Below are 14,805 nucleotides of genomic sequence, written 5' to 3'. Positions count from 1 at the left end.
GTGTCCACGAGACCGCCCAACCCGTTCGACCCGAACCCGTTCGCGGCCGGCGCGACGGACCCGGACGCCACCATCCGTCGCCCGCTCGGAACAGGCGCGCCCTATCCCGCGCAGCCCCGCCCGGCCGCCTTCGGCGCGCCGCCGGCTTGGGGGGCGCCCAACGCTGGCCCGTCCGGTTTCGGAGCCCCGCCGAGAGACGATCCGTTCGGATTTTCGGGACCTGCGCGCGATCCGCTGGATTTCGGCTTCGGCTCGGCTTCCGCTCCGTTCGGCGCGCCGCCAACGGGCGCGGGCTATGATTTCGGCCCGCTCGCCAACCCAATCCGCCTCGGCCCCGACTCCAGCGTCGAACAGGCCTTCGAACTCGCCGCGCTCAATCCGCTGGTGGCCGTCGCCTCGCCGCTTCTCTGGCTCGCCGCGCGCTTGAACGAAAGCCTGCCGGTGGATGACATCGCGCAGTTCCGCACGCGCGTGATGGAGGATGTCGCGCGGTTCGAGTCCAACGCCATGGCGCGGGGCGTCGCGCCGCGTCTGGCGCGCGTGGCGCGCTATGCGCTCTGCGCCACGATCGACGACATCGTTCTGAACACGCTCTGGGGCGGGCAGTCAGACTGGCCGTCCAAGGGGCTGGTCAGCACCTTCTATCAAGAGACCTGGGGCGGCGAGCGTTTCTTCGATCTTCTCGGCCAGCTTTATGCGCAGCCGGAAGAGACTCTCGATGCGCTGGAGCTGATGGCGCTCTGCCTGTCGATCGGCTTCGTCGGCAAATATCGCGTGGGTGAGGGCGGCCCGCTTCATCTGGCGCGGCTGCGGGCCGATCTCTACCGCACCATTCGCCGCCTGCGCGGCCCGCATGAACGTCGCTTGTCGGCCAGCTTTGCGAGCGTCGACGCGCCCTATCGCCCGCCCGCCCGGATGATCTGGTTCTGGGTTCTGTCCGCCTCGGTGCTGGCCGCCCTCGCGCTCCTTTATCTCGTGCTCGGCTTTCTCCTGTCCGCGCGGGTGGACGCGGCGGCCGAGCGGATCGCGGCGCTCGCCCCGGCCATGCCCGTGTTCGTCGCCGCGCCCGCTGTGCCGGCCGTTCCCGAGCCCTTCGTGCCGCAGGTCGCGCCTGCGTCAACGCAGCTCCAGCGCATCCGCACGGCGCTCGCGCCGGAAATCGCCAGCGGCGAGGTCGAAGTGGTGCCCGATAGCGGCGACATCGCCGTGCGCCTCCTGCGCGCCTCCTTCCCGACGGGCGGCACCACGCTGGCCGAGACGGAAGCGCCGATGCTGCGCCGGATCGCGGCCGCGCTGAACCCCGAGCCCGGCCCGATCAGCGTCGTCGGCCACACGGACAATGTGCCGATCGCCAACGCCTCGCCGACGCGCAACAACGAAACGCTGTCGCGCGAGCGAGCGGCGTCGGCCGCCGCCATGTTACAGCGGTTCCTGAGCGATCCGGCGCGCGTGTCCTTCGTGGGCAAAGGCGACAGCGCCCCCATCGCCTCCAACGCGACGCTTGAGGGGCGCGCCCGCAATCGCCGCGTCGAGTTCCGCATTCCGGCCAAGGACAGCAGCCCGTGAGAGGACGTCTTCTCGCGGCCTGGTGTCTCGGGCTCGTTCTGGCGCTGGGGGCTGGCCTTCTGGTCTGGCGACTTGCGCCTGTCGGCACCGAGGATGTGCGCCTCGTCCTGTCGGCGACACCGCTCATCCTTTGGGCCATTCTCCTTTTGGCGCTCGGGCATCGCGCGGGCGCGGGCGAGCGCACGCCCTCTCTCGACCCGCAGCCCGAAGGCGAGAGCACCGATTGGCGCTCGGCCCTGGCGGCGCGTCGGCTCGCCGGCCCGCACCAGCGCTATCGCCTGCCGCTCTTCGTCGTGGTCGGGCCGCGCGGCATGGGCAAGTCGGAGCTTCTGGAACGCTCGGGGCTCGATCTCGACGCGCCGGTGGAAGCGGACGGAGCCTTCTGGTGGCTCGGCTCGGAAGCAATCTTCGTGGAAGTGGCAAGCGAGCGAGCGGCGGTCGAGCGCCTGGCGGCGGCGCTCCTGCGCTTTCGCCCCGCTTGCCCGTTGAACGGCGTGATCCTCACCGTCAGCCCGGCCGACCTGACCCTTGCCGACGCGCTGGAGCGCCGCGAGATCGCGGACGAACTCGCCGCCAGCCTCTCCGCGCTCGACACCCGGCTTCGCGCCCGCCCGCCGGTCTATGTGGTTCTCACCAAGATCGATCTCGCCCCCGGCTTCGCCGAAGGCTTCGACACGCTGGAGCCCGGCGAGCGCCACCAGCCCTGGGGTTTCGCCTTTCCGCTGTCTCTGCGCGATGGCGCCAAGAGCGCCGAGGTCGTGGAGGCCTTTCATGCGGGCATTCGCAGCCTCGTGGAATCCACCCGTAGCCGCCTGATGGACGCCTTGGCGCGGGTGGACGATCCCCTGCGCGGCGGGCGGCTCATCGGCTTCGGGGCGCAGGTCGCGGCGATGGACCCGATCGTGGACACGGTGCTCCGGCCGATCCTCCCTTCCGACGTGCGCCGGCGCAAGGGCGCGTTCCTGCGCGGCGTCTATCTCACGAGTTCCCGGCAGGACCCGCTGACGATCGACGCGCTTCTGCCCGAGCTGGCCGCGCGCTACGCCATGCCGCGCAGCGGAACCTTGCCGGACATCGACATGGGCGATGCCGAGCACGGGTTCTTCGTCGCCGGGATGCTGCGCGACGCCGTGATCCGCGAAGCCGGCCTCGTCGGCATGGTTCGCCCGCCCTGGTTCCGCCGCCCCGCTTTCGGGTTTCTCGTTCTCGCTGTCTCGCTCATCGTCTCCTTGCTTGGCGCGGTCGGACTGGTGCAGGCCTATCAGAAGGCGGACGCGCGTCTGGAGCGTGTGGAAGCGCAGGCGGCCCCGATCGACGCGCAGGCTCTCGCATCGCGCGATGCCGCGCTCGGCCCGATTGCGGCTGCGGCGGACCGGCTCGATCGGCTGGGCACCGGCGACGTTCAGGGCTGGCTGTTCCGCCCCTTCCCATCGGCCGATCCCAAGGATGCCGCGCGGGCAGCGCATGAGCGCGCCCTGCGCCATGCGCTCGCGCCGCATCTCGCCGCCACGCTGGCCGCTGATCTCACCGACCTCGACGCCTCCACCGATGCGCTCACGCTTCGTCTGGCCGCCGCCTCGCCCGAAGCCGCCGATCACGGCGCGGCGTTGGCGAGTTGGCTGGAAGACACCGCCGCCTCGCTGCCCGATGAAGGTCAGCGCGCCGCCTTCCTTGTCGAGGCGCGGCTGGCCGTGGCGCTCACGCCGCCACGCCCCGATCCGGTCTATCTCGACACGGCGCGGCGCATCATCGCCTGGAAGGACAGCCAGCCATGACGGGCTCGCGCTCGCGCTTCCGGCGTCTCCTGGCGCATCCGCTGACCTGGATCACGCTGGCGGCCCTGCTTCTGGCGCTTGCCATCTGGTTCGTCGCGCCGCTTCTGGCCTTCGGCGAAATCAGCCCGCTGGAAGGCAGCACGCCCCGCCTCGCCCTGCTTCTGGCTCTGGTGCTGGCCTGGGGCATCACGGCCGCGATCCTGGGATGGCGCAAATCCGGCGCGGACGAACGTCTCGTGTCCTCGCTGCGGATGCAGGAAGCGGAAGGCGCGGCCAAGGGCGAAGCGCATCGCTCCGAGGTCGAGCGTCGCTTCGCTCTGGTGCGCCGCAAGGCCGACGAGACCCTGGCGCGGCTGGGGCGCGACCACGGCCATGGCCGGATCGCACGCCGTGTCTATCGCCTGCCCTGGTATCTCGTGCTCGGACCGGAAGGCTCGGGCAAGACCAGCCTGATGCTGAATGCCGATCTCAACCTACCCTTCGGCCCGCCGCAGGGCGCGGGCGGGCCGACCGACGACGTCGATTTCCTCTTTGCCGAGAACGCCATCTATCTCGACCTGTCGGGCCGTCTGATCGCCCCCGGCGCGCAAGGGGACGCTGACGGTCAGATATGGCTGCGCGTGCTCGATCTCATGCGCCGGCTGCGCCGCCGCCAACCGGCCTGCGGCATCGTCCTCGTGGTGGATGCCGCCGACTTCTCGGAGATTGGCGAGGAGGGAAGGCGGGCACTCGCCAAGCTCCTGCGTCGGCGGCTCGATGAAGCCGGCGAGCGCTTTCGCGCGCGGCCCCCGATCTATCTCGTCTTCTCCAAGCTGGACCGGCTCCTCGGCTTCTCCGCCTTCTTTGAATCCACCGACCGCAGCGAGCGCGATGCGCCTTGGGGCCTGCCGTTCTTGGAGTCCGAGGACGAGCGCGAGTTCGCGCCGGCCGAGCGGTTTCGCGCCGGCTTTGCCGACCTCGCGCGCCGCGCCGCCGAGTGGCGCTTGCCGCGTTTGCAGGAAGAGCCGGACGCAAGACGCCGCGCGCTGGTCTATGAATTTCCCGAACAGTTCGCGGCGCTCGGCGAACTCGCCGCGCCCTTCGTGCAAATTCTGGCCGTGCCCCATCGCTTCGACCGGCCTCCCTTCCTACGCGGCGTCTTCTTCGCGTCGGCCCGGCAGGATGGGGCGGCGATCGATCTGATCGGTTTGGGGGCCAGCGAGGGCTTCGCCGTGCCCTCCGGCCTGCCGCGACGCGGCGAAATGGGTCCGGCGCGTTCGCGCCCCTTTTTCCTGCGCGAGCTTTTGAGCACGCTCGCGCCCGGCGAAGCGGTACGCGGCGGTCTGTCCACGACCACACGACGCATCACGCAGCGTTGGCAGGCGGTGGCCGCCGCGCTTCTGATCGTCGCCGCGCTGGGTCTTGCGGTCCATCTCATCGCGCGCCAGAGCGAGGCCTCCGCCTATGCCAGCGGCATGGCGCGCGAGGCGGGTGCGATCGAGGGCCGCTTGGCCGCCCAGCGTTTCGGGCCGGATCTGCCGCCGTTCACCGACATCCTGCCGAGCCTCAACGGCCTCAGCGCGCTGGCCGGGCGCGAGCCTGGCACCAAGGCCGAAGCGAATGCGGCGATCCCCCAGCTGGAAGCGGACGCACAGGCGGCCTATGGCGCAGGCCTCGACCGCCTCTTCGTGCCCTATCTCATGGCCGGCCTCCAGGCGACGCTGGACAGCGAGACGACCGGCGCGGCCGATCTCTATCACACGCTGAAACTCTATCTGGCGCTCACCGGCGAGCGGCCCTTGTCCTCGATCGACTTGGCCGCGCTCGGCGACCGGCTCGCCCGGCTTTGGCTCGTGAACGGCGCCGAGACGGATCGGGCTGCCTTTGCGAGCCATGTCGCGGCCCTCGGCCACCACGCCATCACCCCGCGCCCGGCCGACCCCGCGCTGGTGGCGGCCACGCGCCAGCGCATCGCCGCTTACACGCTGGCGCAACTCGCGCTGGATCTCGCCCGCGCGCAGCCAGATGTCGCGTCGCTTCCGCCCTGGCGGCCGAGCGATCACGCCGGCGCGTCCGGCTCGCTCGTTCTGGCGCGCCTCAATGGCGGCTCGCTTTGGGACGAGCTTCCCGGCTTCTTCACGGCCAGCGCCTTCCGAACCGTCTCGCTTCCCGCTCTGCGCGGGGCGGCCGGCGACATCGAGCGCGACGCCTGGGTGCTCGGGTCGAGCGAGGGGACGAAGGCACGCGACATTCTGGAGGGCACGCTCGGCCTTTATGCTTCGGAAGCGATCGGGCTCTGGGACGGGCTTCTCTCGGACCTCACCACGCGCCCCATGACGACGCCGACCGAGGGCACACGCCTCCTCTCGCTTCTGATCACGCCGCCCTCGCCGATCGCCGATCTTCTGTCGGCCATCGCGCACGAAACCGACTTCTCGCCGCCACCGGCCCAAGCGGCGGTCGCGGGCGCGCTGGCGGCGGCCGTCGCGCCGGCCGCCGACGCTCTCGGTCTGCCGGCGCCCAGCGATCCCGGTCAGGCGATCACGGCCGCCTTCGCGCCCCTGCGCCGCGCCATGGCCGCGCCGCAGGGCGGGACATCGCAGGTGGCGGGCGTCATCGCCGCTTTCGAGCCGCTCTATCGCCAGATCAACCATGTCGCCAAGGGCGGCAACGTGCTGGAGCTCGGCGTCCAGCCAGAGACGGTCGCGGCCGAAATCGACAATCTCATCGCTGCCTTGCCGGCCTCGCTCCAACCCTTCTTCCGGCGGCTCGAAGGCGCGGCGATGGACCTGATCCGGGGCGCGTCGGGCAAGCGGCTGCGCGAAGTCTGGAACACGACCGTCCTGCCGGCCTGCGAGGCGGCGACCGCGAACCGCTTTCCCTTCAAGGCGAGAGCTGGGGACGACACGCCCTTCGACGACTTCAAGGCCATGTTCGGGCCGCAAGGGCAGATCGCGGCTTTCCGCGAAACCTATCTGAAGCCGCTGATCGACACGAGCGCTCGGCCTTGGGTCTGGCGTCCCGGCCGTCCGCAGGATCTCAGGATCAACGACGCCGCCCTCGCCGGCTTCGAACGCGCCGACGCCATCACGCAGGCGTTCTTTCCGGGTGGTGACGGGCCGGCGGCGCGCTTCACGCTGCTCCCCCTCAAGCTCGATCCGAAGGCGGAGACGGTTCGCCTCGACCTTGGCGGGCAAACGCTGCGTTACGCCCATGGGCCCTCCGTGCCTATGAGCGCATCCTGGCCGCCCGCCACGCCCAACGCTCCGGCACTTTTGACCATGACGCCGGAGATCGACGGGCCGGGCGCGATGAAGATGGGGGAGGGGCCTTGGGCACTGTTCCGCCTGATGGATCAAGCGGACTCACACCGCGTGGTGGAAGGTAACGCCCAGCTTGTCACCTTTTCGCTCGGGGGGCGCGCCTTCATGGTGAAGCTCACCCCATCCAGCACGCGCAGCCCGTTCGAGCTGAAGCTGATGGAGAACTTCCGCTGCCCCAAACTGTGAGCGCTCACCATGAAGAGGGGCCGAGCCAGGGCGGCCCGTCAGCGTCAGGATGCTACGGAGCGCCGCTCAGACGATGGGATCGTTCCATATAATCCATTACTTTGGTATATTATTTGTCCCACAGGTCAGCCGGCTCGGTCTAATCTGTCGTCATCCGCATGGTTCACAATCAGGATGCCGCCATGTCTCTGACCTCCCTGCCGACCCGCCTTCATGTGCCGGCTCCGCTCGCCTCGCTGCCGGCCAACGGACCGCAGCTGAAAGACGCCATGCGCCATCTGGCTGGCGCCGTGTCCGTGGTGACGGCTGGCACCGGGGACGAGCGCACGGGCGCGACCGTCACCAGCGCCCATTCGCTTTCGGTCGAGCCCGAGACCATGGTCGTCTCGATCAACCTCTCCTCCTCGACCTGGCCGGTGATCCGCCGCTTCGGCCATTTCTGCGTCAACATTCTGGCCGACGATCAGCAGGAAATCGCCGATCGCTTTGCCGGGCGCGGCGGCGTAAAGGGGGCCGATCGCTATCTCGGAGCGCAATGGTCCACACTGGAAACCGGCGCGGGCGTCTTGGCGGGCGCGCTGGCGTCGGTGGATTGCGAGGTGGACGAGATCATCGAGCGCCATAGCCACGCGCTGATTCTCGGCGCGGTGCGCAGCGTCATCGTGTCCGGCGGCCAGCCGCTGGTCTATAGCCATGGCCGCTATGGCCGCGTGCATCATGGCGATTAGCAGGGCCTGAGCACTCGCTCGACCCTCATCTCCCGCGAGGGACCCTCGTGTCGGCGCTCCAAACCTGCCTATCGCTCACTGGGGCCTTCGACGCTATGCGACGGAGACGGGTGAGTGCTGCTCCCGGCAAGTGCCTGATATCGACCGCCAGCCCTTTCGCGCCCGCAGTCCCCGCTTCCTTTCAGGACCCCCTTCATGTCCTTCGATACGCCCGACAAGATCAACGTCCTCTGGTTCCTGCCGACCCATGGTGACAGCCGCTATCTCGGCACCAGCGAGGGCGGGCGCGCCGTCGATCTGCCGTATCTGCGCCAAGTGGCGCAGGCCGCCGACCAGCTCGGCTATTACGGGGTTCTCCTGCCGACCGGGCGCTCCTGCGAGGATAGTTGGGTGGTGGCCTCCGCGCTGGCTCCGCTCACCGAGAAGCTCCGCTTTCTCGTGGCGGTGCGCCCTGGCCTGCAATCACCGACGCTCGCCGCGCGCATGACCGCGACGCTCGATCGCATCTCCAACGGTCGCCTGCTGATCAACGTGGTGACCGGTGGCGATCCCCAAGAGAACAAGGGCGACGGGATCTTCCTGTCCCATGCCGAGCGCTACGAGGTGACGCGCGAGTTCCTGCAGATTTACAAGCGCGTCCTGTCGGGCGAGACGGTGGAGCACAGCGGCAAGCACTTCACCATCGAGGATGGCCGCCTTCTCTTCCCGCCCGTTCAGTCGCCCTATCCGCCGCTTTATTTCGGTGGCTCGTCGGAAGCGGCCAACGAGGTCGCGGCAGGCGAGATCGACAAATATCTCACCTGGGGCGAGCCGCCCGCGCTCGTCGCCGAGAAGCTGGACACGGTGCGCGCTCTGGCGCAGGCGCGTGGGCGTCAGGTCTCCTTCGGCATCCGCCTTCATGTGATCGTGCGCGAAACCAACGAAAAGGCCTGGGCCGCCGCGGACGAGCTGATCAGCCGTCTCGACGACCACACGATCTCCGAGGCGCAGAAGGTCTTCGCGCGCATGGATTCGGTCGGCCAGTCCCGCATGAGTCAGTTGCATGGCGGGCGGCGGGACAAGCTGGAGGTCAGCCCCAATCTCTGGGCCGGCGTCGGGCTGGTGCGCGGCGGCGCGGGCACGGCGCTGGTGGGCGATCCCGAGACGGTGGCCGAGCGCATCGACGAGTATCGCCGGCTCGGCATCGATACGTTCATTCTGTCGGGCTATCCGCATCTGGAGGAAGCCTATCGCTTCGGCGAACTCGTCCTGCCGAACCTGCCGCTGGCGCACCCGGTGAAACGCGCGGGCAGCGACATCAATACGGGGCCTTTCGGCGAGTCGATCGCGGGAGACCGCCGCCCCGTCGCGCGCCTCGCCAGCCAGTCGTGACACGGCGTCCAGCCGAGCACCCGCCGGTCGTGGCGATCATCGGCGGTGGATTTTCCGGCGCGGCGCTCGCTTACCATCTGGCGCGCCGGCCGGACAGCGCGGGCGCACGCATCATCGTCGTGGAACCGCGCGAACGGCTCGGCGCCGGCCTTGCCTATTCCAGCGCGGAGCCCAGCCACCGCATCAACGTGCCGGCCGGGCGCATGAGCCTCGACACGGCCGAGCCGGATCAGTTCGCCCGCTGGCTGGAGGGCGCGCGCCTTCTGGAAAACGGAGAGCGCGCGGCGAGCGATGTCTATGCCCAGCGCGGCCTGTTCGGCCGCTATGTCCATGAAGCGTTGACGCCGCTCGTGAGGGCAGGGCGGATCGAGCATTGTCGCGCGAGGGCCGAGCGCATCACGCGAGAAACGAAGGGCCGCTTCCGCATCCAGCTGAGCGACACGGTGGAGCTGACGGCCGATATCGTGGCGCTGGCGGCGACCCATCCCCTGCCGGCCGTCCCGTTGCCCTTGGCGCGTCTGGCGCACGCGAAAGGCTTCCTCGCCGATCCCTATGATCCCGCGGCGCTGGCCTCTGTGCCCGACAAGGCGCGCGTGCTCATTGTGGGCAATGGGCTGACCTCGGCCGATATGGTCGCGACGCTCGACCGGCTCGGCCATCGCGGATCGATCGTCACGCTGTCGCGCAACGGGTTGCGCTCGCGCGGCCACGCGCCCGCGCCGGTCGAAGCGCGCGGCGACTTCACCACTGATCCCGAAACCAGTGCCGTGTCGCTGCTCAGGCGCATCCGGCGCGAGATCGAGGCGGCGGGGCGCGAGGGCCTGTCGTGGCACGGGGTTCTCGACGCCGTTCGCTCGCAGGGGCAAGTGATTTGGCAAGGGCTGCCGGAGCCCGAGCGGGCTCGCATCGTGCGCCATCTGCGGACGATCTGGGACGTCCATCGCTTCCGCATCGCGCCCGAGGTCGAGGCCACGCTGGAGCGCTTGGAACGGGGCGGCCGCCTTCGCCGGGTCGCGGCGACGCTCAGAGGTGCAGAGGCGGTGGCGGACGGATTTGACGTGAGACTGCGCCCCCGCCGCTCGGTTGAGGTCGAAACCCAGCGCTTCGACGTGATCATCAACACGACGGGTCCGGCCCATCGCTCGGTCATTGCAGCGGAGCCTGCGCGCTCGCTCCATGAGGCGGGCCTCATTGCCCTCGACCGCGTCGGCCTCGGGCTTGCGACGGCATCGGATGGATCGGCCCTTGGTTCGAACGGCGAGCCGGTGGAGGGCCTTTACATCGCCGGCCCGCTGGCGCGCGGAACATTCGGCGAATTGATGGGCCTTCCGCAGGTAACCGCTTATGCGGAACATCTTTCCGAAACGCTGGCGCATGGACTGGCGCGCCGCGAACCCGCCAGCTCCCACGTCGAAACCGGGTCTCACCGTCGGAGCGCGTGAGCGCTGCGAAAAACGCATAGGGATCCTTCGAGATGCAAAAGGCCTGTCGCTCCCTGCGGCAGGCCTTTTGCACAAGAGGCATCGCCGGCATCAGATGCGCCGGCGATCCGATCGGACCCGAACTCAGTTCAGCCCGAGCTTGCCGCGCAGGGTGGAGAGTTCCTCGGCCAGGACGTTGACATTGGCGGAGAGGATCTTGCGGTCGCCGTCCGTCAGCTTGTCATAGGTCTCGTAGCCCTTCGCCGTGCGGTATTTGGCGAGCGTGGTGTCGACCGTGGCAAAACTGTCATCGACCTTTTTGACGAAACCGGCATCATCCTTCGCGATCAAGGGGCGAACCAGATCGTAAATCTTCTTCGAGCCGTCGAAATTGGCTTTGAAGTCCCAGAGGTCGGTGTGGCTGTAGCGGTCTTCCTCGCCGGAAATCTTGGTGGCCGCCACTTCCTCCATCAGGGCGGCGGCACCGCCGACGACCTTCTCGGGCGGCAGGGCGAGGCCCGCGATGCGCTTGTCCAGTTCGGTGACGTCAGCCATCAGCTTGTCCGCGAAGGGCGCGAGACCCTCGGTCGAGTTCTTCTCGAACAGGCCGTATTCGATGCGGTGGAAGCCGGTGAAGCCGGGGTCCTGCTCGCGCTTCTCGTGGTCGTCGGCGCGCGAATCGATCGAAGCGTCGAGATCGCTGAAGAGCTCGGCGATCGGCTCCACCGCTTCGTAGCTCATGCGCGTCGGCGCGAAGAGCGACTTGGCCTTATCCAGATCGCCCGCCTTCACCGCGTCGGTGAAGGTCTTCGTGTCCTTGGTCAGCTGCTCCAGCTTCTCCGACACGTAGATCTTGTAGTCGGCGACGGGCTGCACGATGTCGAGCGGCGAGACTTTGGCAAGAGCGGGAGTCGCAAGGAGAGCGGCCAGCGCCACGCCGCGCAGGAGAAAAGACGTCATCGGTTTCAAGGTCTCCGTTAGGATTTGAGCTGGGTCGCCGCCTGGAGCAGCGAGCGGCCCAAGAAGTCCGCTTCGTCCCGCACGCCGGGCAGAGTGAAGAAATATCCGCCGCCGATCGGCTTGATGTATTCTTCCAAGGGTTCGCCATCGAGGCGAGACTGAACGGTGATGAAGCTGCGTTCGAGATCGGCCTGATAGGCGATGAACAGAAGCCCCTGGTCGAGCTGCCCGTTCTTCGTCACGCCGTTCGAATAGTTGAAGGGCCGGCGCAGCATCAGGCTCTTCTGCGTCTGCGGCGTGCGCGGATTGGCGAGGCGGATATGGGCGTCGAGCGGGGTGAGCTCGCCCTTCGGGTCCTTGGCATAGTCGGGCACGTCGTGCTCGCTCGTACCCCCACTCAGCGGCGCGCCGCTGGCCTTGTGCCGGCCGAAGATCGCCTCCTGCTCGCCCAGCGGCGTGCGGTCCCAGCGCTCCACGAAATTGCGGATGATGCGCACCGCCTGATAGGTGCCATCGTGCGCCCATTCAGGCTCGTCATCGTCCTCGCCCACCCAGACGACGCGGTTCATCACGTCGCCATCCTGCGAGTTCGGATTGGCCGAGCCGTCGCGAAAGCCGAGAAAGTTTCGCGCGCTTTCATGCACGCCCTTGGGGCTCGGCGGCAGGATCGGCACGGTGCCCTCCTGCTTCCAGCGCACCAGAAGCAGGTCGGGGAGGGTCTTGATGAGATCGCGCAGGGCGTGGATCGTGGCGTCCGGCGTGTTGGCGCAAATCTGCACGGTGAGGTCGCCATGGCAGAGATCGGCCACCAGCGCGTCGTTCTTGAACTGCGTCATGCGCTGGAGACGGCGGGGCTTGGCCGGCGTCAGCCAGGGCCGGTCATCGAAGAAGGACGAGCCGAGCGACAGGGTCATGGTGAGATTGTCGGGTGGCACGACCGGGCCCAGAATGCCGGAATCGGCCGGGGGCAGCCTGGGGTCGAGTTCGGGCACCGGGCCGCCCGCCATCAGAAAGCGAAACCGCTCCGTCAGGCCGCGCAGGAGACGCTCGACATCCTCCGGGCTCTGCGCCACCGTGTCGAAGGACACGACCATGCCGGCCGCCGGCCGAGGCGTGACGATGCCGCTCTGATGTCGACCGTGAAAGGGCTGCGCTTCGCGCGCTGTGTCGCTCTGCGGCGCTTCCGCGACCTGATTGTCCTGCGTGTCGCGGCTCTGGCTCGCGGCATGGGCGGGGTGGAACGTGGCGGCAGCGGCCGCGCCTCCCGCCAGCCCGGCCAGAAGCCGACGCCGGTTGGTGACGAACCCGTTCTCGACTGGCTTTTCCCGATCCATCATACGTTATCCTGACCAAACCCAACCTTTTCGTTGAGCGTTTCCATCGCTTGTTCGAGGGCGTTGACCCCGTCCGACAGGGCGATCTTCTGCGTCTGCGACAGAGCGTCGAAAGCGGGATCGCCGCCCGGCTTTCGCAGCGCCGAAAGCTGACCCTCCACAGCGGCAAGCTTGGCCTCCACAGCGGCAAGGGGCGCGGGCGCGGCCTCGCCGGCGACCGGCTTTAGAAGCGCGATGATCTTCGCGACGCCCGCCAGCCGCGCTTCGATGTCGGCCAGATCCGTTCCGGCATAAAGCTCGGTCCCGCCCGAGGACAGGGCATCGGCCATCACACGCAGGGCGCGCGCGGCCCCATCGCCCATATCCTCCGGCTTAAGCCGCAAAGCGCGCAGCCGGCCGCGCAGCGCCTCGACATCGGCCAGCAGCTTCACCGAGACCGGCGCGAGACCATCCAGACTCTGGGCGGCGAAGAGCCCATGCTCCAGCTTGTGAAACCCGGTGAAGCCCGGGTCCTTCTCACGCCCGGCGAGATAGGCCGGCAGCGGATCGATCGCGTTGGCGAGATCGGACAGATGAGGCATGACCGGGGTGAGCGTGTCGTAGGGGGCACGCGCAGGCGCATAGAGCGCGCGCGCCTTTTCGAGATCGCCGGCCTGGATGGCGTCGTTCAGTGCGCCGACTTCGCGCACCAGCTTGTTGGACTGGAGCGCCAGATAGACCTGATATTCCGCAAGCGGACCGATAAAGGCGGTCAGCGCCGGACGCTCGGCTTCACCATCCTGACCCGCCTGCGAGGGCGCGACGATCAGCTTGCCGCGTGGGTTGGAGAGGAGGCCGCAGGTGATCTCATATTCGCCGGGGCGAAGCTTCGCACCGAGCGTCTGCGACAGGCCGGGCGCGATATTCTCGCGCTCTTCCAGCACCATCACGCCATCGAGAATTTCCCATTCCACGGCGCGATCCGTCTGGTTCACGATGCGAAAGGTTGACCGGCCTTCGGGAACGCGCAACTCGCCGGGCTCGCATCGGTTGTCGCGTAAGGTGACGGTGATCGCCCCGCCGCCCGACGCGCGGCCCGCCGCGACATTCGAGGCATAGGCAAAGGCTCCCAGCCCCGCCAGCATCAGGAGCCCGGACCCCGCCGCGCCCCACTTGAGAATGCGGTTCGAACCGGCGGACCGAGGGGATGGCGCGCTCATCGCACGTTTCCCGCGCGGCGAAGCATCGACGGCCCGGCGGCGGGCCGGGGCGTCGCCGGCTTCAGGAACAGCGGCAGGGTCACCACGAGATAGGCGACATAGGCCAGAAGCTCACCGATCGTCGGGTCCGCCATATAGCCGAACAGACCGGACAAGACGCTTCCCACCAACCCATCGGTCGGCAAAACCGGGCTGAGATCGAAGGCGACGGTTTGAAGGTGGTTCCAGAGCCCGGCTTCATGAAGATGGCGCAAGGCACCCGCGAGAAGCCCGGCCGCGACGAAGAGAATGAAAACGCCCGTCCAGCGGAAGAAGCGCCCGAGATCCAGTCGGACGCCGCCGATATAAATGCCGTATCCCAAGAGCGCCGAGACGAAGAGCCCCAGCAAGGCGCCGAGCGGGCCCGACGCGCCGGGGCTCTGCTGGAAAATCGCCAGGAGGAAGAACACCGACTCCAAGCCTTCGCGCGCCACGGCGAAGAAGACGAGCCCGACCAGCGCCAGACCCTTGCCGCGCGAACCCGACAGGGCCGCGTCGATCGAGCCTTGCAGCTCGACTTTCAGCGAGCGCGCCGCGCGGCGCATCCAGAGTACCATGGATGTCAGGATAATGACGGCGACGAAGCCGACGCCGGACTCGAACAATTCCTGCGTGCGTTGCGGGAATTCCGCGCTCGCCAACTGCAGCCCTGCGCCCGTGAAGAGCGCCAGCGCGACGGCCAGAAAAATTCCGATCCACACGGCCGGCATCCAGTCGCCGCGACCGCTTCGAGATAGATAGCCGGCTACGATTCCGACGATCAGAGCAGCTTCAAGCCCCTCGCGGAGCATGATGAGAAACGGGACGAGCATGGCTGGAACCCGGTGAATTGGAGGACATCGCGGGCTGAGCCCGCCCGACCTCCTTAATCCTTCACGAAAGTGTCAGCAATAACTATGTTCTGGAACCGTTCCAAGTTTGCCC

At 68.3% G+C, this 14,805-nt stretch carries 10 protein-coding genes; 6 read left to right on the top strand and 4 right to left on the bottom strand.

The window, feature by feature from the left end:
* The 6 genes from icmH to NS365_RS10960 all read left to right on the top strand — a co-directional run bounded on the left by icmH (position 1) and on the right by NS365_RS10960 (position 10,370).
* Positions 1-1,566, top strand: coding sequence for a type IVB secretion system protein IcmH/DotU (gene icmH / locus NS365_RS25200; protein ID WP_058600333.1), 1,566 nt, complete (start codon positions 1-3; stop codon positions 1,564-1,566).
* Positions 1,563-3,341, top strand: coding sequence for a type VI secretion protein IcmF/TssM N-terminal domain-containing protein (locus tag NS365_RS10980; RefSeq protein WP_058600332.1), 1,779 nt, complete (start codon positions 1,563-1,565; stop codon positions 3,339-3,341). The genes icmH and NS365_RS10980 overlap by 4 nt, the downstream gene beginning before the upstream one ends.
* Positions 3,338-6,829 (top strand): type VI secretion system membrane subunit TssM, encoded by a 3,492-nt coding sequence (gene tssM / locus NS365_RS10975; RefSeq protein ID WP_058600331.1) that lies wholly within the window; start codon positions 3,338-3,340, stop codon positions 6,827-6,829. Before NS365_RS10980 ends, tssM begins: the two co-directional genes overlap by 4 nt.
* Positions 6,830-7,011: 182 nt before the next feature.
* Positions 7,012-7,557, top strand: coding sequence for a flavin reductase family protein (locus NS365_RS10970; protein ID WP_058600330.1), 546 nt, complete (start codon positions 7,012-7,014; stop codon positions 7,555-7,557).
* A 195-nt stretch (positions 7,558-7,752) separates the two neighbouring features.
* A complete protein-coding gene (ssuD, locus tag NS365_RS10965; protein ID WP_058600329.1) occupies positions 7,753-8,928 on the top strand; it encodes an FMNH2-dependent alkanesulfonate monooxygenase in 1,176 nt (391 codons plus the stop codon).
* Positions 8,925-10,370, top strand: a complete 1,446-nt coding sequence (locus NS365_RS10960) for an FAD/NAD(P)-binding protein (protein WP_058600328.1) — start codon at positions 8,925-8,927, stop codon at positions 10,368-10,370. The genes ssuD and NS365_RS10960 overlap by 4 nt, the downstream gene beginning before the upstream one ends.
* Positions 10,371-10,493: 123 nt before the next feature.
* Here NS365_RS10960 and efeO (NS365_RS10955) read toward each other — a convergent pair whose 3' ends face one another.
* From efeO (NS365_RS10955) to efeU, 4 genes are read right to left on the bottom strand one after another with little or no spacing between them, the layout of a single operon-like run.
* Positions 10,494-11,309, bottom strand: a complete 816-nt coding sequence (efeO, locus tag NS365_RS10955; RefSeq protein ID WP_058600327.1) for an iron uptake system protein EfeO — start codon at positions 11,307-11,309, stop codon at positions 10,494-10,496.
* 17 nt (positions 11,310-11,326) lie between these two features.
* Positions 11,327-12,646: an iron uptake transporter deferrochelatase/peroxidase subunit gene (gene efeB / locus NS365_RS10950; RefSeq protein WP_058600326.1), complete on the bottom strand. Its 1,320-nt coding sequence runs from the start codon at positions 12,644-12,646 to the stop codon at positions 11,327-11,329.
* On the bottom strand, positions 12,643-13,842 hold the full coding sequence (gene efeO / locus NS365_RS10945) for an iron uptake system protein EfeO (RefSeq protein WP_058600325.1): 1,200 nt from the start codon (positions 13,840-13,842) through the stop codon (positions 12,643-12,645). Before efeO (NS365_RS10945) ends, efeB begins: the two co-directional genes overlap by 4 nt.
* Positions 13,839-14,693: an iron uptake transporter permease EfeU gene (efeU, locus tag NS365_RS10940; protein WP_058600324.1), complete on the bottom strand. Its 855-nt coding sequence runs from the start codon at positions 14,691-14,693 to the stop codon at positions 13,839-13,841. The genes efeO (NS365_RS10945) and efeU overlap by 4 nt, the downstream gene beginning before the upstream one ends.
* Positions 14,694-14,805: the final 112 nt, after the last annotated feature.

Source organism: Aureimonas ureilytica (assembly GCF_001475935.1).
GTDB classification, from domain to species: domain Bacteria; phylum Pseudomonadota; class Alphaproteobacteria; order Rhizobiales; family Rhizobiaceae; genus Aureimonas; species Aureimonas ureilytica_A.
This window is presented reverse-complemented; position numbering and strand designations above follow the sequence as displayed.